This is a genomic window from Sporolactobacillus sp. BBK16-2, from assembly GCF_059878335.1.
This window is the reverse complement of sequence record NZ_CM187611.1, coordinates 3,415,805-3,437,177: the sequence shown is the minus strand read 5'-3', so window position 1 is coordinate 3,437,177 and position 21,373 is coordinate 3,415,805. Positions and strand designations below refer to the sequence as shown.

The following is a 21,373-nucleotide window of genomic DNA, read 5'->3' as shown; positions in this document are numbered from 1 at the left end:
TTTGTCATGTTCCTGTCTTACAGATTAAGCTAATACCAACTGGTAGGCCCATCGTTTTCCGTTCGGCATATCCAAATGAACAACGCCGCGATACTCGAATCCTGCTTGCTTGATGACATGCTGCATGCGGGGATTTTCAGGATGCGTATCAATGCGGATGTCAGTATGGCCATTCAGTGCAGCGGCAGTAATGAGAAATGTCATGAGCGAAGAAGCCAAATGACGGCCGCGATAATCAGGAGAGAGCGCTACTCGATGAATGGATGCATATGAGGATGCACTCGTTTGAATCCAAGAGCCGGACTCAATGGCCTCATAGGCAGGTTCTATTTTCGCAAAAAGAACTCCGGTACCTGCAATTCGTCCGTCAACGATGAGCACATGGCTGATCTCCTGGGCGATATCCTCTTTCAAGGTTGCGTCGTCTGGGTATCCGTCCTGCCATTGATCAATTCCATCAGCCTTCAATAAGAGCTTAGCCTCATCAATAATCTTTTTAATCGCAGGAAAATCATGGCTTGTTGCCTTACGTAAATAAGTAGTCAAACGTGGTCCCCCTATCGCAATTCATACTCCTGTTGCAAAAAAATCTATGTATGCTCATTATAGGATACAGGTTCAACAAGAGGCAATGAATACACTAGTGTTTAACAAGGGAATCGTTGAAAGATGACACAATAAATAAAGGCAATGTGCTGCTAATAAAAATGGAGGAATGAACATGGATAAAAAAGAGCGTGCAACAATATTGGGTATTGGGGTCATCGGAGGGATGATTACAGGTTTGGTTTTTAAAGCTGTGTATCCGTGCCTTGTGTCAGGCATCCTTGTATCGGCGATCATAACGGTCATGCTGACACAGAAGCAGAAAAGGAATCAAAAATGAAGGTCACTAAGATCTTTACTTTTATTATGGGCCAAACAATGAACGTGAGACGTATTAATCACGTATACATATGATTTGCGATGCTCCGAGCCTAAATAGTTACGCTTTTTCTCCTTGATACGGTAAACTTAAAACGAAAAGTAGGACCACAGTACTCAAAGTAACCAGTGGTGATCAAAAAAGTGAGAGGCTTCTCGTGTAGTATGGAGAAAAATAAAGAATTCGGCCTTGGTGCGACATCGGGGCTGCTTCTTTGTAATCGAGTGATGACAAATTCATTTGGGAGTGGAGCATATGGTATTAGGTTCAATTGAAGCAGGCGGAACAAAATTTATCGCGGCGATCGGTGATCATCAAATGAATATCATCGACACGATTACAGTTCCGACAACGAAACCGGAAGAAACGATGAAGCCGATTTTTCGTTTTTTCGATCAGTTTCAACTCGATGCGGTCGGTATCGGTTCCTTTGGCCCAATTGATGTTAACCAGGATTCGAACACCTACGGGTATATTACATCAACTCCGAAACCCCATTGGAAAAATTTTAATTTTGTCGGGAATCTGAGCAGTCATTATGAAGTGCCGATCGCGTGGAATACGGACGTGAATGCGGCAGGCTATGCTGAGTATGTTTTGGGGAACGCCAAGGGTACGAAAAGCTGTCTGTATTTGACGATCGGTACCGGGATCGGCGGAGGCTTTGTCAATCAAGGCAAAATTCTGAATGCATACAGCCATCCGGACGATAACTATGAGGGAAATTGTCCGTTTCACAAGGATTGTCTGGAGGGGATGGCTTCCGGTCCGGCAGTTGAAAAGCGTTGGGGGAAAAAGGGTGTTGATCTTGCCGAACGGTCCGAAGTCTGGGAGCTTGAAGCTTATTACCTTGCTCAAGCACTGATTAGTTACACACTTGTTCTGCGTCCGGAACGGATTATTCTGGGAGGCGGGCTCATGAAACAGAAGCAGATATTTCAGCTGATCAGAGCGCATTTTAAGAACATGCTTAACGACTATGTGGATCTGCCTGACTTAGAAAACTACATCCAGCCTGTTGGACTTAACGATCAGGCAGGAATTATCGGCGGCTTTTTGCTGGCGAAAAATCAATTGGAAAAATAAATAGGTTTGCATGCAAAAATCCCTCCTAGACCGGTACTAAACCGGTGAAGGAGGGAGTTTCAAATGATGATCTTAAATTTGCCGGCGAAGTTGTCAGTCTAACGGTGTCCATTCCCAATTCACTACTTCCGGAAGGTCTGCACCTTCCTCGCGGATGTAGCGATTATGCTTGGCGATCATGCGATCCATTTGCGCAATGAACGCATCGCCTTTCTCTGCATAGCTCGGCTGCAGCATAATTGCCGTTTTGGCAAGATGGAACCGATCCAAATGGTTCAGCACGCGCATGTCAAACGGTGTTGTAATATCTCCATTTTCACGATAGCCGTGTACGGTCAGGTTTGTGTTGTGACGGCCAAAGAACAGATCTTCGATTAAGTCCTCATAGCCATGGAAAGCAAAGAGTACCGGCTTATTTTTTGTAAAATAGTGATCGAATTCTTGATCGGATAATCCTCTCGGACTCTTTCTCGGACTTTTCAGCTTCAACAAATCCACTACATTAATGAAGCGAATTTTCATTTCAGGGAAAGCATGGTGCAGCAATTGAATGGCGGCGAGACTCTCCAGTGTCGGTTCGGTGCCGGAGCTTGCAATAACGAGATCGGTCTCTGTTCCTTGATCGGTACTGGCCCAGTCGATAATTCCCAATCCGTTATCGACCAATTCGGAGGCCTCATCAATGGAAAACCATTGTTGCCGCGGGTGCTTCGAGGCCACGACTAAATTAATCTTGTCTCGGCTCCGGAACAGTTTATTCGCGACGGCGAGCAGTGTATTGGCGTCTGCCGGAAGGTATTCACGAATATATTCATGCTTTTTCTCAGCGAGATGCGAGAGCAGTCCCGGATCCTGGTGTGTGTAGCCGTTGTGATCCTGCTGGAAAACCGTTGAAGAAGCAATAAGGTTTAACGATGGACACGATTTTCTCCAAGCAAGTTCACTCGATTTGCGCAGCCATTTGAAATATTGTGTGAGCATCGAATCCACAACTCTCAGGAACGCTTCGTAGCTGGCAAAAAATCCATGCCGGCCGGTCAAAATGTATCCTTCAAGCCAGCCCTCAGCTTGATGTTCGGAGAGCTGTGCATCCAATACCCGACCGGAAGGCGCGACGAATTCATCGCGAGGCTCATCAATTTCACCCAACCATTGTCGGCTTGTGACTTCGAAAATAGATGTCAGCCGATTGGATGCCGTTTCATCAGGACCGAAAATGCGGAAATTATGCGGATTGAGCGGGATGATATCTCGGACATACTTCCCTAAGATAATCATATCTTGAGCAACTTGACTGCCTCGTTCCCGGATGTCGACCGCATAATGACGATAATCCGGCAGACGAAGCGCTCGCGGTTCGATTCCTCCGTTCGTGATCGGATTGACCGCCATCCGCTTGTTTCCTTTAGGAATGATCGAAGCAATCTCAGTTTTTAAGGAACCGTCCGAGTTGAACAGTTCTTCCGGTTTATAAGATTTCAGCCATTGGATTAACGCATCCACATGCTCCAAATGATGCTGGTCAACCGGAATGGGAATTTGATGAGAGCGAAAAGAATCTTCAACAGGCTTGCCTTCCCACATCTTCGGTCCCGTCCAGCCTTTAGGGCTTCGGAAGATGATGACCGGCCATTTTGGCATAGCTGCATCGTTATGATCTCGGGCATTTTTCTGGATGGTTTTAATTTTTTCAAGGGCTTGGTCCAGCACTTTTGCCATGGCCGGATGAACGGCTTGCGGATCGCTGCCTGCGACAAAGTAAGGATCCCAACCTAATCCCTCAAAATAGCTTCTTAAATCCTCATCGGAAGTTCGGGAAAACAGGGTCGGATTGCTTAATTTATACCCATTAATATAGACAATCGGTAAAAGAGCGCCGTCGTATATTGGGTTAATGAAATGGTTTGCGTGCCACGAGGCGGCAAGAGGTCCTGTTTCAGCCTCGCCGTCACCCACTACGACAGCAGCGATTTGATCCGGATTATCCAGAATGGCACCGACGCCGTGTGAAATGGAATAGCCGAGTTCGCCGCCTTCGTGAATGGATCCGGGGGTTTCGGGAGCGGCATGCGACGCAACACCGCCCGGCCAGGAAAATTGTTTGAAAAGACGCTGCATACCTGCTTTATCCTGCGAGATATTCGGATAAATTTCACTGTAGCTGCCGTCAAGATAGGCATTCGAAACCATAACCTGTCCGCCGTGACCGGGTCCTTCAATATAGAACATGTTCACATCATACTTGTTAATAATTCGATTCAAATGGGCATAGATAAAATTTTGACCGGAGATCGTTCCCCAATGTCCAATCGGATGAACTTTAATGTCGCTTGGCACAATCGGCCGATCAAGCAGCGGGTTGTCTTTTAAGTAAATTTGACCGATGGACAGATAGTTCGCGGCACGCCAATATTTATCAACTTTATCCAGATAGGATTCAGAAGAGTAGTCCACTATTTTTTCTACTGATTCATTCATCATACGCGGCTCCTTTCAAAAGCGGGAATAAGTTTGACTGGTACAATAGTGCGGATAGTATAGTGTTCGTCAAGCGGGATAAAAAAATAAGTAAATGCTGGTTAATTCATGGAATGCTTTATTCTTACCATAAGTCTATTTTCGCTAAATGGGAAGCAGATTCCTGTTTGGTTTTCTGCGTACTTGACCTTATCAATGAAAGCACTGTGAAACATATCGTGTTATGGATATAATGGAGAAGGATCCGTTAAGTGATTCAAGGCAGCAATAGGCGTGGACGCTCTGATGACCGCACTTATTAAAAATACAGATGGCAGACAGATCTCAACATAAGCAATGGAGGTTATGAGCATGAGTGAAGAACAATTGAAGCTTAGCTATTTCTTTGAGAATATGGATAGCTTCTACGTTCCGGAAGTTTTCCAAGGGGTTGAGTATCCTTGGGAAGCATTGCAAAAGGCGACGGAAATTATAAAGCAACGTGTGGAAAACAACAATCTGAAAAAGAATGACGGAGAACTTGCTGAGGGAAGCTATCTGCACGGCAATTATTCGATCGGCAAGGGGACACAAATTCATTCGCAAGTCACCATTGAAGGACCGGTCATTATCGGCGAAAACGTCACAATTCAGTCCGGGGCGCTGATTCGTCCGTATACGATGATCGGCAATAACTGTGTGATCGGCCATGGCTGCGAAGTGAAGCATGCAATTATCAGCAACGGTGCTAAGGTACAGAGCTTCACGTTTGCCGGCGACTCGGTCATTGGACAAGGCGCACGTGTCGGTTCCGGTACGATTATTGCAAATAGGCGTTTTGATCAGGGTATCATCGGGGTCAAGGTCGGCGATACGTATACAAAGTTTGATACTGATTTCTTCGGTTGTGTGCTTGGCGATTTCAGCCGAATCGGTGCCAATTCGGCAACCTTACCTGGAACGTGCATCGGGCCGTATACATGGGTGTTCCCATTGACGCGCGCCCACGGATTTATTCCAAAAGAAACACGAGTATCGATGGGCGGCAAGGAACTTAACCTTACACCGAACAAGAAAATGAAGCTGAAGCCGTAAATAAAACTGAAAGTAAAGAGAAGCGTTCTCCCGCGGAGCGCTTTTTTTTGCGCGCTTTGTGACGGATGCGACACCTCCTGGCCCCGTATTTCTTGATTTGCCCTTGGGGATGATATAATAATTAATAAAGAAACCGATTTCAATTATGAGGTGATTTAGATGAGTCGAACGGAAAAGGCGACATTTGCCGGCGGGTGTTTTTGGTGCATGGTGCAGCCCTTTGATCAGGAGCCGGGCATCGTTGACGTCGTGTCCGGCTATACCGGCGGCCATGTGGAGAATCCGACCTATCGTGAAGTATGTTATGGAAAAACCGGGCATGCCGAAGCGGTCCAGATTACGTTTGATCCGGATGTTTTCCCATACGTTAAGCTGCTTGGGCTGTACTGGCAGCAGATTGATCCCACCGATCGCAAGGGACAGTTCCATGATCGGGGCAGTCAGTATCGTACAGCTATTTTTTATCATAGTGATGAACAGAAGGCACTTGCCGAAGCGTCAAAAAAAGCACTTGAGGAAAGCGGACGCTTCCGGAAACCGATTGTGACCGAAATTGTTCCGGCAGAACCTTTTTATCCGGCAGAGGACGTTCATCAAAATTATTATCGCAAGGATCCGATGAGCTATAAGCTTTATCGCCAGAACTCCGGGCGGGAGGATTTTATTGCGAAGCACTGGAGCGCAAAAAAAGATCGTAAACAGTTACAGGAAAAGCTGACGCCGCTTCAGTATAAAGTGACACAGAAAAAAGGAACGGAACCACCGTTTCACAATGAATTTTGGGACAATAAAAGTCCCGGAATCTATGTGGATCTTGTTTCCGGCGAACCATTATTTTCAACAACCGATCAATATGATGCCGGCTGCGGCTGGCCGAGCTTCACCCGACCAATCAGCACGCACCGTATCGTAACGGTTCCGGACAACAGCTTTCTCATGCAGCGCAATGAAGTACGCAGCAAACTTGGCGATTCGCATTTAGGGCATGTGTTTCCTGAGCCGTCTGTTTCGACGAATCATCGTTTTTGCATTAATTCCGCCGCGTTGCGATTTATTCCGAAAGAAGATTTGGAGACGGAAGGTTACGGTGAGTATTTGGCGCTTTTTGAATAAAATGATGCACAATGAGTGGTCTTGAGGCTGCTCTTTTTTTCTGATGAAAAATCGTCTACACTGAAAAGTATTGGAAAAAAGGGGCGTTTGATCAATGCTGCAGAGGAACAAGGACCAACAGGATCATAACCAGGCGGTATTTAAGCTTTCGCCATTTAAAAAGCTTTCGGAACAGCAACTGAGGCTGAAACAAAAAATTATGGATTTCTGCAGAGCACATGTATCCAATGACCAAACAGCGTTGTTTATGATACAGGGTGATGCGGGAACCGGAAAGAGCGTCGTGCTCAATTCGGTGTTCAATGAAATCCAGACGGCGGCACGAGCAGGAGGTGCCGATGATTCGCTTGCGCGTACCAATAATTACCTGATTGTCAATCATTCGGAAATGATAAAGTTGTACAAGGAAATTGCTGAGCAGCTGCCAAATATGCGCAAAAAAGACTTTATTCGACCGACGTCTTTCATCAACAAGATGCAGAAGCTCGGAGCACGCGCCGATGTGGTGTTTATTGACGAGGCTCACCTTCTCTTGACCAAAAGTGACCGCTACAACCGGTTTAATCAGGACAATCAGCTTGAAGAGATTTTAAAGTGCAGCCGCACAGTGGTCATGGTCTTCGATGAAAAACAAGTATTGAAACTGAAAAGCTATTGGGATGAAAGCAGGGTTCAGGCATTTATGAGATGTGTTCCGCACGAAATTTTTTATTTGACTGATCAGTTCCGCATGTGCGCCGATAAGGATGTCCTTAACTGGATTCATGCATTTGTACATAAAGAAGTTTTACCGCTTCCTAATAAGCAAGACTTTGATTTTCGCATTTTTCAGGATGCCGGCGAACTGTACCAGATTATCAAGGCACGAAACAGTCAGTACCATCTTTCACGATTGATCGCAACCTATGACTATCCGTATGCCTTAGACGGCAGCGATTATTATATCGACGAACCGAATTTTCATGTGCGGTGGGACCGTTCGAAGCCGACAGAAAAACAGGCATGGGCGGAACGCGCCGATACGATTGATGAGGTTGGCTCGGTATATACCATTCAAGGTTTTGACCTGAACTATGCCGGTGTCATCCTCGGTCCATCGGTGTCCTATGACGAACACGCAGATCGAATCGAAATTCGTATCGAAAACTATGAGGACGGTGCCGCATTTGTAAAACGAGACGATCTGGCAAATCCTGATGGCATTAAAGAAAAAATCATACTGAATTCCATAAATGTCTTGATGACGCGGGCTGTCCACGGCTTGTACATCTATGCAAGCGATCCAAAGCTTAGACACAGATTGGCAGAACTGCAAATGGAAAAAAAGCGTTTGTAGTCATCTCAGTGGGCGATGTCATACCCGGTATTATTCCCCTCGCTTAAGAGTCACCGGCAAAACATAATTTTTCTTGATGCCGGTGAAATCATCATTTATTTCTCTTAAGAGAAGGTCGACAGCTAATTGAGCCATGGATCGAATGGGCTGAACGATGGTTGTCAGTTCGGGAAGACAGGTCGTGATCGTTTCCGTTCCGTCATACCCGACAATGAAAATATCTTTTTCCCGTTTTCTGACCATGCTCAATGCAATAGCCGCAGTTATATCGTCACCAAGAAACATGCCGTCAAGGTCGGGATGTTTGTCTAAAATTGATGAGAGAATCTGCTTCTTAACTTCTGTATCGAAAGGCAGATCCATTGTATACGTTTTGAAAGGCAGTCCGTGCTCCGTCATTACATCTTCGTAGCCTTTTCGTCGCTGATAGCTGGACAGTGCTTCACGCTGCAGCACACTGTTAATGTGAATAATCTTGGTCCGGCCCTGGCGGAGCAGTTCCTCCGCAGCCATTCGGCCGCCTTGATAATTATCACTGCTGACAACCGTGATCGTATCGGAGACTTTGCGGTCAATCGCGACAATGGGCAGATGCGCATGTTGATAGGTTTCAATGCCGATATTATGTGCACCGACGATCATGCCGTCTACTTGATTGGCGAGAAGCATATTTAAGTATTTATTCTCTTTTTCGGCTTGATCCATTGTATTGCAAATCAGCACTTTATAATTTTTGTCGGATAAAATAGATTCAATTTGAAAGACAAGCTCGCCATAAAAGGGATGTCCGGTTGTCGGGAAAATGAGCCCTATGAAATGTGTCTTGCTGACAAACAGCGAGCGTGCAATTTCATTCGGATGATAGTTCAGCTGTTCAATGGCATCATTCACGCGCCGCCTTGTCTTATCGCTGATCGCGCCTCGGTTATTGAGCACACGTGAAACGGTTGTTGGTGAGACGCCGGCAAGTTTTGCCACGTCTTCTAGTTTTGGTTTTTCTGTCACGGTCGAGGTCCTCCTCATTGGCGCGGGTGTCCTGGTGATCTTTTTAAATAAATGGATGAAATTCCACCTTTTACTAGTATAACTTAATTTTTCGATAAAAAAGGATTTGTCATTGACTTTCATTAATGAAAGGGATAACAAAATAAAAAAGTTTCTGCCGGTTCAGACAGAAACTTTTTCATGACGATCTTTCGTGTTAATTGATCATTTTTTTGCGATGAAGCAAGTAGGCGATGGCAAGAATCAAGAACCAGACCGGAGTCACAAAGAGTGCAACGCGCGTGTCGGAAGCCATGCCGATCAAGACAAGCAGAAAGACAAAGAAAACGAGTATGACCCAGTTGATGAATGGTGCTAGCGGCGCTTTGAATTTGGAAGCGGCTGCAAGATCAGGTCGCTTTTTTAAATAAATAATATGAGAAACCAGTATGACGCCCCAAACCCAGATGAAGCAGATGGCGCTAATGCTGGTCACGAGCGTGAACACAATATCGGGCAGGAAGTAGTTAAGAACGACTCCTACTGAGAGAGCAAGCGTTGAGCTGATGAGCGCCGTGCTGGGTACGGAGCTTTTGCCCAAGACGGAGAAGCTCTTCGGCGCGCTGCCTTCACGGCCTAGCGAGTAGAGCATGCGGCTTGTCGAGAACAGACCGCTGTTGCAAGCCGAAGCCGCTGAAGTCAGGACAACGAAATTAATGATTCCGGCTGCGGCGGGAATGCCTACAAGCGTAAAAACCTTAACGAAGGGACTGTTGTCTGCGTTCAGCTGTGTCCATGGAATAATGCAGAGCATAACAAACAGTGCGCCAATATAAAAGAGCAGGACACGAACCGGCAGGCTGTTAATTGCGCGCGGCAGATTTTTCTCCGGATCTGCGGTTTCAGCAGCGGTAACACCGACAAGTTCAATGCCCACAAAGGAAAAGACCGCCATCTGGAAGCCGAGAAAGAATCCGTTAATGCCATGCGGGAACAATCCACCGTACGACCAAAGATTTTGAATAGACGCATGTCCGGTATCTGTTTTGAATCCGGTAATGATCATAATCAAACCAAGAACAATAAGGGCGATAATTGTAATGACCTTTATAATGGCGAACCAGAATTCGATTTCACCGAACATTTTCACCGTAAGCAAATTCAAAATGGTCAGAACGATGAGGCAAAGAAAGGCAGGAAGCCACTGGGGCACGTTAAACCAAAATTGTATGTATTTACCGACGGCAGTAATATCAGCCATCGCCGTCATAATCCAGCAGAACCAGTAGGTCCAACCGGTTACAAAACCGGCCCACGGGCCAAGATACTCCACAGCAAAGTCTGTGAACGATGTGTATCCCGTATTTGACAGCAGCAGTTCACCCAGTGAGCGCATGACAAAAAATAATGCGACTCCAATGATCAAGTAAGCAAACAAAATAGATGGTCCGGCCAAATGGATTGCTTTTCCCGATCCGAGAAATAATCCGGTACCAATGGCGCCACCGATTGCAATCAACTGAATGTGGCGATTTTTCAGCTTTCTTTCTAATTGTTGTGTCACTTCTTCATTTCCTTCCTGTTTACAGTCTCTATTTTTTGTGTGTCTTTAAAGAAATATGTGTAAAGACAGCGTTTTTTCATTATAGCAAATTGAATGAAAAAATTGATTGAGTTTAAGTATAAAGAAATATTTTACAACGTAACAGTGTTATGTTATATTGTTAAAAGTGCTAAGAAAGTGGGGAGTCATATATGGAAGATGAATTGATTGCCAAGAAAGATTTACTGGAAATGACCGGGATTTCTTATGGACAGCTGTATCGTTGGAAAAGAAAGCAGCTTATTCCAGAGGCATGGTTCATTCGCAAAGCTACATTTACCGGGCAGGAGACCTTTTTCCCGAAAGTTAAGATTCTAAAACGTGTTCAATCCATTTCCGAGATGAAAGATACACTGTCGCTGGATGAGCTTGCTGAACGGTTTTCCCCGCAGTCGGTAACAAAAATTGTTTTATCCGAGACCGAATTGCTTGATCGAAACATTGTTTCGAATGCTACACTTACGATTTTCAAGGAATTCGGGTCCGTGCAGCATCGTTTTGACTTTCATGATTTGCTGGCGATGTTCCTTCTTGATCACATGCTGAAAGCGGGTCAAATGAATCGTGCTGAGGCAAACGATTTGCTGAACGTGCTGAAAGAGAGCAGCCATAAAATTTATGATAAGAACAGCTGTCTTTATTTCATACGAAAAATGGGCGTTTCCATGGTTTTCATTGCCGCAGATGATGTCGCGCTTTATTTTGATGACGGCGTGAAGGTTATTGACAAACAGTTGATTTCTGCAGGTGTTGAGGCACTCAAAGCATGTATTGAAAAATCCAGTCGAGACGAAATTTCAAAGGAGGACGTGCAGCTATGAACCAGGACCACAAGCAAAATTTAAAAGTAATGGGAGAGACACAATCAAGCGGCGGTGTTTTTGATAAGGTGAGCATAATGGGTGAATGCACCATTAACGGTTCTGTTCAGGCGAATTCTTGTAAAGTGATGGGCGAATGTTCCGTGTCAGGGGATCTTAGCAGTGATTATTTCCGTAATATGGGTGAGGTAGCCATTGGCGGAAGACTGGCTGCAGCAGAATCTCGGTTTATGGGTGAGACGCGCGTTAAGGGTGATTGCGCGTTAAAGCAGGCATCTATATACGGGGAATTATTTGCCGAGCGGAATCTCACAGGCGAAGACCTGACAGTACGCGGAATGCTTCATGCAGCGGGCGATGTGTCTTTGGAAACGCTTGATATGCGCGGTGGAATAAACGTCGAAGGCATGCTGAATTGTGATGATATCGATATTACGCTCAAAATAAATACAGATAATTATGTGAACGAAATCGGCGCCGGACGTGTCTCAGTTAAACGAAAACATACGATTTTCAGTGCCGCACCTACAAAGCGGCTACGTGCGGAAACGATTGAAGGCGATCATGTCTCTTTGGAATTTACCGAAGCCAAAATTGTCCGCGGTGTTGATGTAGAAATTGCAGATGGATGCGCGATTGACCGTGTTGAGTACTCCGGGTCCTATAAGACAAGCGGCCATTTTGATGTTGGAAAGGTCGTCCGTTTGGACAATCAGACGAATTAATTAAATTTCGAAGTGGAGGAGAATGAGTATGGCTGAGAAAAAGAAGAATTTATCAATTTCTGGGTCCGGAAGTGCACCAGGCGGCTGTTATGAGGATGTAAAGATCAGCGGAAGCGGTAAGATTCAAGGCGACTTGATTTGCAACAGTATTAATATTAATGGTTCAGGCCGCATCACTGGTGACGCAAAGGCATCGAACGTTGTGATCAGCGGTTCGGCAGTCGTTGAAAAACGACTAATTGCTGAGTCAATCATCATCAATGGCTCATGCAAAACAGAGGAAGATGTCTCGGGCGAACGCATTCAAATTAACGGCAGGGGCAAGGTGCTTGGTTCCATTCATGGTGAAAATGTACGTGTTTCAGGCATTTTGTCGGTCGACGGCGATTTAGAGGCTGAGGAATTTATTGCGGAGGGGCCGGTGAAAATCGGTGGATTATGCAGCGCAGAGCGTATTGATATTGCCTTGTCCGGCATGGCTTCTCATATTAAGGAGATCGGATGTGGGACGCTAAACGTCCATTCTCGTTTTACATCCGCTCTGTTCGGCCAGCTTTTGAATGCGTTCAGCAAAAGAAAACTGATTGCCGATACGATTGAAGGCGACAATATTGTTCTTGAGGATACCGAAGCGAAAGTCGTAAGAGGTAATCACGTGTCCATTGGCGCAGGCTGTTCCATTGGACGAGTGTATTATAAGAGTGACTATAAAAAAGATGATAAAGCTACAGTGCAATCTGCGGTGAAAGAATAACGGGAATCAGAGGGGGGGAAAGTTGATGAACACGAATGAGCCGATCTATTCGATGCCGAAAATTATTGGAAAAGATGCGCGTGTTCTGATTTTAGGGTCGATGCCCGGCGTTGAATCTTTGACGAAGCAGCAATACTATGCCAATTCGCGCAACCAATTTTGGCGGATCATGTACGCACTTTTTAACCAGGAATACGTGAACCCATCCTATGCTGAGAAAACGAATTTTGTTAAGAAACATCAGATCGCACTGTGGGATTCCATTCACTATTGCAAGCGCCAAGGCAGCCTTGACTCTGCAATTAAAGACGAAGAGCCTAACAATATTCCCGGCTTGCTTCGCGCATATCCGGACATCCGAGCGATCGCTTTTAACGGAAGCAAGTCTTTTGCCGTATTTAAAAAGCATTTTAAAGCGTTGATCCCAAACAGCATAGACTTGATGAAAATGCCGTCGACCAGTCCGACGCCTTCTCGATATCCGAAAACACTGAACGAGAAAATCGAAGAATGGTCGAAGATTAAAAAGTACTCGTGAACGCTCTTAGATCGGAAGGATGCGTGTCGCAACAACCATGATCAAAAAAGCTGCCAGAAAAACGGCCGATGAGAGCGAAAGCAGATAGTGTTTTTCCTCATGCTCATATCTCCATTCCATCCAGGCGCGCAGCGCATTGTTCAAAGTTGCATAAGCAAGGATGCCCATGGCCGCGGCATTGAAGAAAATAAGAGTAATGATGAGTAGAATGAACAAAATAACTTCCAAACCGGAATGAATTCTATTAAACGTGTGATAGATCCAGCCCTTGCTTTTCACGATGCTATACTTTTTCTTTAGGTAGTGCTCCACAAGCATATCAATCGTGAAAAGAATGAAACCAACAATGAAAATAGAATTATTTTCATAAGGAACACCTCTACGGGATAAGAAAATATAAATAAGGATGCCTATTTTTCAAAGACAATGCGCTCGTTAACAATCGTTTTGCTCACGGAAATGCTGCGCAGGTCGGCGGGATCAAGCGAAAAGGGATCTTGATCGAGAACTGTGAAGTCAGCTGCTTTGCCGATCTCAATCGTGCCGCGCGCCTCTTCTTGACCGCATGCGGCGGCGCTTCCTGTTGTGTAGAGTGCGATCGCTTCAAAAACACTTAATGCTTCGTTGGGAAAATAGCGTTTTCCATTTAAGTCTGTATTACATGTACGCGTTACTGCTGAGTGGATGGCCAAGAAAGGGTTTGGCACTTCGATCGGCGCATCACTGCCGCCGGCAATCGTGAATCCTCTTTTCTGAATCGCTTTCCATGCAAAAGCGAGCGGCGGGAAAGTCGGCCCGAGCACGTCCAGCGCCCATGGCATATCACTGCTCATGAATTGCGGCTGAATATCAAAAATAAGCGGCATGCCTTGCGCCGCATCCAGCATATGCGGACGGAGCCACGGCGTATGAATCATGCGATCTTTTTGACCCGGAAGCGGCGGGTATTTTTTTAGAACGCGAATCACCTGCTCGAAGGCGCGGTCGCCAATAATGTGAATGGCGACCGGCAGCTGCGCGGCGCGCGCCTGACGCACAAGATCTTCAAACACATCATCCTCATGAAATTTTAGACCGTAGTTGTGCGGCTCCCCAGCGTATGGCTTAGTCATGAAGGCGGTATGAGATCCGACCGTGCCGTCATAAAAGATTTTCATAGCGCCGAGCGCAACAAATGGATCAGATGTTTTGAGCGCTTCCGGAGCCTGAAGATAGGCATTTAATTCTCTATGATGAACAAGCAGATGTGCTCGAAACGGGTAATTCTCGTTGAGCGTGTTGCGGAATGCGCGAACGGTACCTTCAAAACCATTAAAATAGTGAAGATCCTCCGAGTGTGCGCCGACCAGTCCTTTTTTCCACAAATCATTGACAGCTAGTTTAATCAGCCGCTCCAGCTCTTTTTGGCTTTCGGACGGGAATCGATCGATGGCAAGCATTGAAGCTTCATCGCGCAAAACACCGGTTGGCACTCCCTCTCCATCCAAGTCAATCATACCGCCGCCTTCAAATACTTGGCCGCGCTTGAGCCCAATTTCTTTTATGAACGGAGTATTGATACTTACAGTATGGTAGTCAATCCGGCGCACGAGAATCGGATGCACATCGCTGATCCTATCAAGATCGAGTCGCGTCAGCAGCTGCGAGCTGTCGTTTAAATTGTTGTCATCGTAGCCTTCGACAAACAGCCACTCTCCATCCTTTAACTGAGCTGCGCGCTCGTTAATTGCCTCCATGCATGCCTTCTTCGTTGAATAGCCGTAAAGATTCAGGCGATCTAATGCTTGGCCGTACCAGAGCAAATGCAGATGACTGTCAACAAAGCCGGGAAAAACGATCCCGCCCTGAAGATCAATCCTTTCTGCACCGCGCTCTTGAGCCATAGCGGCCGCTTGTTCTTCTAAAGCAATTATTTTGCCCTTTTCGGTAAGCACACAGGTCGCAGTCTTCCCCGGCTTGTTCATCATGTAGAATGTTCCGTTCATCCATAGTTTCAATTTGCGGCACCTCATTTGAATGGTGTCCACCATTCGTTCTATTTAAGTTAAACATAAGCGAAAAGGCGCTGATGCACAACCTCAAGCCCGTTACTGAACGCTTTATTGCGTCAATTTGCGAAACTATTTCTCGGGATTTGATAGAAATCGTCTGTTAAGATCGGTATAATAACAGTACTGGGTAAAGAATAAGACGGCTTTTGTGCCGTTCACAATAGAAATGTCTACTGTAAAAAAAGTGAGGGATTCATACATGATTGCTGAAGAATTTAAGCAGATGCTCAGTCAGAAGTCGGTGATTCGTGAACTTGCGGAATATGCCACGGAACGAGCGAAACAAATAGGTTATGAAAATGTCTTTGATTATAGCTTAGGCAATCCGTCGGTACCGGTTCCTCAAGCATTTACCGATAAGCTGGTAGAACTCGCATCAAACAAGGATTCTATGGCTGTCCATGGATACAGTCCGAGTCTTGGGATCACCTCTGTTCGTGAGAAGGTCGCGGCTTCGCTTTCCCGACGATTCGGCCTGAATTACAAAAAAGAGCATATTTTCATGACGTCCGGCGCGGCAGGCGCGCTTGCTCACGCATTGCGTGCGGTTGCGACCTCAGGCGATGAAGTGATCACATTTGCACCGTTTTTCCCGGAATATACACCTTACGTGCATGGACTTGGTGCCGTCTTGAAGGTTGTTCCGCCGGATACGGAAACAATGCAAGTTAACTTTGAAGCGTTTGAAAAAATGCTCTCGCCGAAGGTAGCTGCCGTATTGATCAATACACCTAACAATCCATCAGGAACAGTATATTCGACGGAAACGATCAAGAAACTCGCGTCCTTTTTGTCACAGAAAGAAAAGGAATATGGTCACGATATTTATATCATTTCGGACGAGCCTTATCGTGAAATTGTTTTTGAGCATGTGGATGCACCTTACACGGCCAAATACTATACACATACAATCACTTGCTATTCATTCAGTAAATCACTGTCGCTACCGGGAGAACGCATTGGCTATGTAGCCGTCAATCCGAATGGTCCGGATGCGGCGCTGATCGTGAACATGTGCGGCCAAATCTCGCGCGGCATTGGCCACAATTGTCCGCCTTCGCTGATTCAGCTGGCAGTTGCTGAAGTGCTCGATATGACTGCCGATCTGTCGGTTTACGAAACAAATATGAACATTCTCTATGAAGGGCTTACGAAGCTCGGCTTCTCATGCGTGAAACCGGGCGGTACCTTCTATATCTTTCCGAAGGCCTTGGAAGAGGATGCGGTCGCCTTCTGCAAGCGTGCATTAAAATACGATTTGATTCTTGTACCGGCAGACAGCTTCGGCTGCCCGGGTTACTTCCGTATGGCTTATTGCATTCCAACGGAAAAAGTGGAACGCTCGCTTGCTGCATTTGAAAAGCTGGCAAAGGATTATCAGTAATTCATTGCCTTTGCATGGAGCGTTCGGTTCCTTCAATGCTTAAACTACGTTATAATCGTGGAACATGGAACAGCTTAAACGTTTATCAAGAGAAGGTAGGGGGCTGGTTTAACGAAGCTTCAGCAACCTCATACGGAAGGTGCTGAAGTCCATCAAATGAGTAGTGTCTAGAAGATAGGCAAGATATCAAAAAATAAACTCTCTTACGCGTGTTGAGTGTTCACTGGGAGAGTTTTTTTGTTGTCTAGAGAAAACAGCGGTGAAAATTAAGTTATGAAGCCATCGTCTGTCCGCCGTTCACATGGATGGTCTGTCCGGTAATATAGGATCCGTCATCGGAAGCGAGTAAAACATAAACAGGTGCAAGTTCGTAGGGCTGACCGGCACGTTTCATTGGTGTATCTGCGCCTAAAGTCTTAACGACGTCCGCCGACCATGAAGCAGGTTGAAGCGGAGTCCAGATCGGTCCCGGAGCGACAGCGTTCACGCGAATGCCTTTGTCGGCAAGATTGTGGGCAAGTGCCCGTGTAAAGCTGACAATCGCGCCTTTTGTCGAGGCATAGTCAATTAACTGGCTGCTTCCGATATTCGCTTGCACGGAAGTTGTGTTGACAATACTGTCTCCGCTGTGAAGATGCGGCACAACTGCTCGCGAGAGCCGAAAGAACGATTCAATGTTAACATTAAAGGTTGTTTCAAGCTGCTGATCTGTAATTGCCTCAAGTGAAGGCTGGGGAAACTGAACACCTGCATTGTTAATTAAAATATTTATATGCCCATATGTTTCCAGTGTTCGGGTGACAATTTGTTCGCCGGCATTTCGTTCACGCAAATCAATTGGAAGAAGGAGGCATCTCCGACCAATTTTTTGCACCGCATCCTGAACTGTTTTTGCATCTTGATTTTCGTTTAGGTAAACCAGAACCAAATCGGCACCTTCTTTTGCAAAAGCGACGGCAGCGGCACGACCAATACCGCTGTCCCCTCCGGTAATGATGGCAATTTTACCTGTTAATTTTCCAGTACCAATATAATTTGGATTGTCAAAAATCGGCTGCGGATTCATGAGATATTCTAGTCCGGGCTGCCGGTCCTGATGCTGCGGTGGAAAGGTAATCGGGACTTCTTTGCAATCAGTCATTGAACCATAATATGGAATGACAGGTTTCATCATTCAAATCATCTCCCTATTGATTTCACACAGTATATGCAAATGAATGGGGTAAGTGCCTATTATTATTGAGCGGCTGATAAATTCCCGAAATCTGCCGATAATCAGAGAAAGAGGTCAAATAACGAGAGAAAAATGATACTATATAGAAGACACAACGTCATTTGAGCTGGAGGCAGACATGAAAAAGACACTGTTAGTTATAACGATGATTGTAGCCCTTGTTCTGAGCGGCTGCGCCAATCAGGAAGATCAAGCCTATGATCAGGCAATGAAAAAAGGACAGGCTGCTCTTGTTTCAAAGGATTATGATGCTGCGGCAGGCTATTTTAAAAAGGCATTAAGCTATAAGAAAAAAGATCAAAAGGCAACCATATTATCCGCTCAAACCAATAATTTTCTGGTTGCAAAGTCAATGATGGATCATCCGGATCAAGCGATTACGTCATTAAATGCAGTCATTCTTCAAAAAAATGGATCAGGTGCATTGAGAAAAGATGCAAGGGAGTTAAGAGACAAAGTGATGGCGGCAAAACAACAGAATGCTGAGGGAACTTCATCGAGTCAAGCTTCCCAGAGCTCATCGTCAACCTCGTCAGAAAGCAGCTCGACGGCTGCTTCGTCGAGCAGTACAGATGGTTCATCATCGTCGTCATCTTCTGCATCATCGGGCAGTTCATCGAGCAATACTTCAAATAGTTCTGGTGAAACGGTGACGCAGAAGCAAGCGGAAGCGGCTGTGATTAAGGCAGCAGGCTATACGCCGGATGAAGTTTACGTCGATACGACTGACAATGGGGCTTATTATTCAATGGAGCTGCGCGAAAACCATACGAATGACAGTGCGGCGGATCCCAATACTGCTCCGTCCGCAGGATTTTTCAGATACTATAAAAGTTCGGGAAAGGTCACTCAGCTTGATCTGCTCAGTAATACGTACAAGGAAATTAAATGAATTAATTCTTAAAATTGATCGGTATTGATCATACTGTTTTGACCCATAAGCGCTGCTTGTGGGTCCTTTTATTTAATCGTGCAAAAATTCAAGGTGGATAAAGGAAGGAAGCTGAAAATAAATTTTAATCGATTCGCCGCACCTTGTGTCGGTTAAAGCATACAATTGTTTGTAACTAAGCTTTTTAGGGTAGCTTAAGGTAACGATAATATTGAAAATGAGCAGGTAAAGATAAACAAGTGCAGTTTTCACAAAAAAATCATTTTTTTCTAATTGTGACATTAACGAGGCAATGTTATACTTTTAACGTGAAATAAGATTTCCTAATCATTCACATAAAAGTGGTTAAACTAAGATTCTTGGAATAGTATGTGATGAGTAGGTAGAAAACTTTTTTCTTTATTGTGAAAGGAATCACGAATCAAGCTGTTCAGGTTACAACTCCCGCTGTTCAGAAACATCGGGTGTAGAATAAACTTTCTTTAGGAGGATGTTTAAGCATGGCTTTTAAAATCATTGCGTATGGTGTAGAACCTTACGAAGAACATTTGTACAGTGAATTGAACAAATACGGTTATGAATTGACTTTGGTTAATGACTTGCTGACTGCCGACAACGGTGATCTTGCAAAGGGTCACGACGGCGTACTGCTTTTCGTTAACTGTCTCGCAGACCGTGCAAACCTTGAAAAATTCAGTGAATACGGCATCAAATACGTATTTACACGTACCGCCGGCTTTAACCATATCGACCTGCAAGCAGCTTCTGATCTTGGATTGAAAGTTGCTCGTGTTCCTGCTTATTCACCGAACGCAATTGCAGAACTGGCTGTTTATCTTGGAACAGCACTTCTTCGCCACACAGTTTATACAACTGCCCGCACTTCGAAACTGAACTTTACTGTAACGGAAACGAATTTCAGCCACGAAGTTCATAAAGTTACTGTTGGTATTGTCGGAACAGGCCATATCGGCTGCGTTGAAGCAGAATTGTATAAAGGTCTCGGCGCAAAATTGCTCGGTTACGATATTTTCCAAAGCGACTTCGCTAAGAAATTGGTTGAATTCAAGGAATTGGATGAACTGCTTGCTGAATCTGATATTGTCAGCCTGCACCTTCCATACTTCCCTGGCAAGAACGAAAACTTTGTCGGCGAAGACTTCATCGGCAAAATGAAAAAGGGCGCCATTCTGGTCAACACTGCACGTGGCGAAATTGTTGACGAAGCTGCTGTCGTTAAAGCAATCAAGAGTGGTAAACTCGAAGGCTTCGGTGCCGATGTATTGACTGACGAAGCACGTTTCTTCGGCAAAGACTTCTCTGACGGCACTGAATTCCCAGATGCTACGATCAAAGAATTGGTTGAACTCTATCCTAAGGTATTGATCACACCTCACGTTGCTGCAATGACGGACGTAGCCGTTTCAAACATGATTTCAACAAGCTATGATAACTTCAATGCTGCAGTCAAAGGCGAAAGCCTCGGCCGCGCTGAAGTTGAACTTCCGCAACCAGCTGCAAAATAATAATTGATTTCAATAAGGCAGCCCCGCTCATGAGCGGGGCTGTTTTTTTGAAATAACGCGCATGTTGACGGTGTCATCAATTAGGGTGATCGTTATGTATGTACACAAGCAAGAAGAGGGTATCTCAGAAAGTCTATCTTTGACTCTGAGATACCCTCTTCTAAATTCTTTGAAAATAGAGATTAGCTGCCAAGATCTGCAGGCGGTTCGCTTTTTCCCTGGTCCATTTTTTTCTTTACAATTTGGAACAATTCATCGCTTTCAAGGAAATCAAAAAGGTGATTCAGCCAGTTGTAATAGTCTATTATATAGCGGTACTTGTCCATGTCCGCCTGGATTAGTTCGCGCTCGGTTTCTGACAGCTCAGGTTTTCTCATAAGCTGGGTTAGTTCGTTCAAGGATTGTTGTACAGCTTTTGTATTCATCGCAGTCACTTTTCGCCATTGATTTGAGAAAAAATCAGTGAAGATCTGATACCAGTCACCCTGTGCTTCATAAAGATCCTTTCGAATGCCTTTTCTCCAGACACGTTCAACCATATTCAGTTCCATAAGGGTACGAACGGATGTACTCATACTAGTCTTACTCATCTTTAATTCTTCTTTCATATCGTCCAAAGTCATGGGTTTGCCGTTAAAGAACAAAGTGCCGTACAACCGTCCAATAGAGGGCGAAACACCGTAAAGATACATATTCTGCGACACCGACTCAATGACGCGTTCCCTTATAGTATCAACGATCTCAGAGTGCTCCATTTCATTCACCAACTTCATTGTAAAATTAACTATAGTTCATTGTACCTTTTGCTATTCTCTCTGAAAAGAAGGAATTCATTGAGCATCTATTTAT

The 21,373-nt window shown here is 45.1% G+C and carries 20 protein-coding genes; 12 read left to right on the top strand and 8 right to left on the bottom strand.

All coding sequences use genetic code 11. The features are described 5' to 3' along the window. Positions 1-24: 24 nt before the first annotated feature. Positions 25-546: a GNAT family N-acetyltransferase gene (locus AC6F33_RS16930; protein WP_500777495.1), complete on the bottom strand. Its 522-nt coding sequence runs from the start codon at positions 544-546 to the stop codon at positions 25-27. A gap of 175 nt (positions 547-721) precedes the next feature. Between AC6F33_RS16930 and AC6F33_RS16925 the strand changes: the two genes are divergently transcribed. Both AC6F33_RS16925 and AC6F33_RS16920 read left to right on the top strand, forming a co-directional pair. After that, positions 722-886 carry a hypothetical protein gene (locus tag AC6F33_RS16925; RefSeq protein ID WP_255747911.1) on the top strand — a complete coding sequence of 55 codons (165 nt, stop codon included), beginning with the start codon at positions 722-724 and terminating at the stop codon, positions 884-886. A 294-nt stretch (positions 887-1,180) separates the two neighbouring features. Beyond that, positions 1,181-2,011: an ROK family protein gene (locus AC6F33_RS16920; protein WP_255747909.1), complete on the top strand. Its 831-nt coding sequence runs from the start codon at positions 1,181-1,183 to the stop codon at positions 2,009-2,011. 93 nt (positions 2,012-2,104) lie between these two features. On the opposite strand, the gene AC6F33_RS16915 is transcribed toward AC6F33_RS16920, so the two are convergent. Further along, entirely contained in the window at positions 2,105-4,492 is a 2,388-nt protein-coding gene (locus tag AC6F33_RS16915) for a phosphoketolase family protein (RefSeq protein ID WP_500777494.1), read from the bottom strand. 348 nt (positions 4,493-4,840) lie between these two features. Between AC6F33_RS16915 and AC6F33_RS16910 the strand changes: the two genes are divergently transcribed. From AC6F33_RS16910 to AC6F33_RS16900, 3 genes are all read left to right on the top strand, one after another. Then, entirely contained in the window at positions 4,841-5,563 is a 723-nt protein-coding gene (locus AC6F33_RS16910) for an LbetaH domain-containing protein (RefSeq protein ID WP_255747905.1), read from the top strand. Between the two features lie 159 nt (positions 5,564-5,722). Beyond that, the gene (gene msrA / locus AC6F33_RS16905; RefSeq protein ID WP_500777493.1) at positions 5,723-6,676 is read left to right on the top strand and encodes a peptide-methionine (S)-S-oxide reductase MsrA; all 954 of its coding nucleotides are present in this window, start codon (positions 5,723-5,725) and stop codon (positions 6,674-6,676) included. Positions 6,677-6,770: 94 nt separating this feature from the next. Then, positions 6,771-8,012 (top strand): DUF2075 domain-containing protein, encoded by a 1,242-nt coding sequence (locus AC6F33_RS16900; protein ID WP_500777492.1) that lies wholly within the window; start codon positions 6,771-6,773, stop codon positions 8,010-8,012. A gap of 30 nt (positions 8,013-8,042) precedes the next feature. On the opposite strand, the gene AC6F33_RS16895 is transcribed toward AC6F33_RS16900, so the two are convergent. Together AC6F33_RS16895 and AC6F33_RS16890 are read right to left on the bottom strand one after the other, a co-directional pair. Continuing rightward, positions 8,043-9,017 (bottom strand): LacI family DNA-binding transcriptional regulator, encoded by a 975-nt coding sequence (locus tag AC6F33_RS16895; protein ID WP_500777491.1) that lies wholly within the window; start codon positions 9,015-9,017, stop codon positions 8,043-8,045. 196 nt (positions 9,018-9,213) lie between these two features. Further along, on the bottom strand, positions 9,214-10,560 hold the full coding sequence (locus AC6F33_RS16890) for an amino acid permease (RefSeq protein ID WP_500777490.1): 1,347 nt from the start codon (positions 10,558-10,560) through the stop codon (positions 9,214-9,216). Positions 10,561-10,751: 191 nt separating this feature from the next. Here AC6F33_RS16890 and AC6F33_RS16885 point away from each other — a divergent pair, with 191 nt between their 5' ends. From AC6F33_RS16885 to AC6F33_RS16870, 4 genes are read left to right on the top strand one after another with little or no spacing between them, the layout of a single operon-like run. Continuing rightward, entirely contained in the window at positions 10,752-11,420 is a 669-nt protein-coding gene (locus AC6F33_RS16885) for a YhbD family protein (protein ID WP_500777489.1), read from the top strand. Next, on the top strand, positions 11,417-12,145 hold the full coding sequence (locus AC6F33_RS16880) for a hypothetical protein (protein WP_500777488.1): 729 nt from the start codon (positions 11,417-11,419) through the stop codon (positions 12,143-12,145). Before AC6F33_RS16885 ends, AC6F33_RS16880 begins: the two co-directional genes overlap by 4 nt. A 28-nt stretch (positions 12,146-12,173) precedes the next feature. Continuing rightward, positions 12,174-12,899, top strand: a complete 726-nt coding sequence (locus AC6F33_RS16875; protein ID WP_500777487.1) for a polymer-forming cytoskeletal protein — start codon at positions 12,174-12,176, stop codon at positions 12,897-12,899. A gap of 25 nt (positions 12,900-12,924) precedes the next feature. Beyond that, on the top strand, positions 12,925-13,437 hold the full coding sequence (locus AC6F33_RS16870) for a DNA-deoxyinosine glycosylase (RefSeq protein ID WP_500777486.1): 513 nt from the start codon (positions 12,925-12,927) through the stop codon (positions 13,435-13,437). A 6-nt stretch (positions 13,438-13,443) separates the two neighbouring features. Here AC6F33_RS16870 and AC6F33_RS16865 read toward each other — a convergent pair whose 3' ends face one another. Next, the gene (locus AC6F33_RS16865) at positions 13,444-13,755 is read right to left on the bottom strand and encodes a DUF4181 domain-containing protein (protein WP_500777485.1); all 312 of its coding nucleotides are present in this window, start codon (positions 13,753-13,755) and stop codon (positions 13,444-13,446) included. Between the two features lie 92 nt (positions 13,756-13,847). Then, entirely contained in the window at positions 13,848-15,434 is a 1,587-nt protein-coding gene (locus tag AC6F33_RS16860) for an amidohydrolase (protein WP_500777484.1), read from the bottom strand. Between the two features lie 253 nt (positions 15,435-15,687). On the opposite strand from AC6F33_RS16860, the gene AC6F33_RS16855 reads away from it, so the two are divergent. Further along, positions 15,688-16,872, top strand: a complete 1,185-nt coding sequence (locus AC6F33_RS16855; RefSeq protein ID WP_500777483.1) for a pyridoxal phosphate-dependent aminotransferase — start codon at positions 15,688-15,690, stop codon at positions 16,870-16,872. A 271-nt stretch (positions 16,873-17,143) separates the two neighbouring features. Here the strand turns inward: AC6F33_RS16855 and AC6F33_RS16850 are convergent, their stop codons facing one another. Then, positions 17,144-18,043 (bottom strand): SDR family oxidoreductase, encoded by a 900-nt coding sequence (locus AC6F33_RS16850; protein ID WP_255747943.1) that lies wholly within the window; start codon positions 18,041-18,043, stop codon positions 17,144-17,146. Between the two features lie 181 nt (positions 18,044-18,224). On the opposite strand from AC6F33_RS16850, the gene AC6F33_RS16845 reads away from it, so the two are divergent. Then, positions 18,225-18,998: an outer membrane protein assembly factor BamD gene (locus tag AC6F33_RS16845; protein ID WP_255747873.1), complete on the top strand. Its 774-nt coding sequence runs from the start codon at positions 18,225-18,227 to the stop codon at positions 18,996-18,998. Between the two features lie 500 nt (positions 18,999-19,498). Further along, a complete protein-coding gene (locus tag AC6F33_RS16840; protein ID WP_255747871.1) occupies positions 19,499-20,524 on the top strand; it encodes an NAD(P)-dependent oxidoreductase in 1,026 nt (341 codons plus the stop codon). A 182-nt stretch (positions 20,525-20,706) separates the two neighbouring features. Here the strand turns inward: AC6F33_RS16840 and AC6F33_RS16835 are convergent, their stop codons facing one another. Further along, positions 20,707-21,279: a GbsR/MarR family transcriptional regulator gene (locus AC6F33_RS16835; RefSeq protein ID WP_500777482.1), complete on the bottom strand. Its 573-nt coding sequence runs from the start codon at positions 21,277-21,279 to the stop codon at positions 20,707-20,709. Positions 21,280-21,373: the final 94 nt, after the last annotated feature.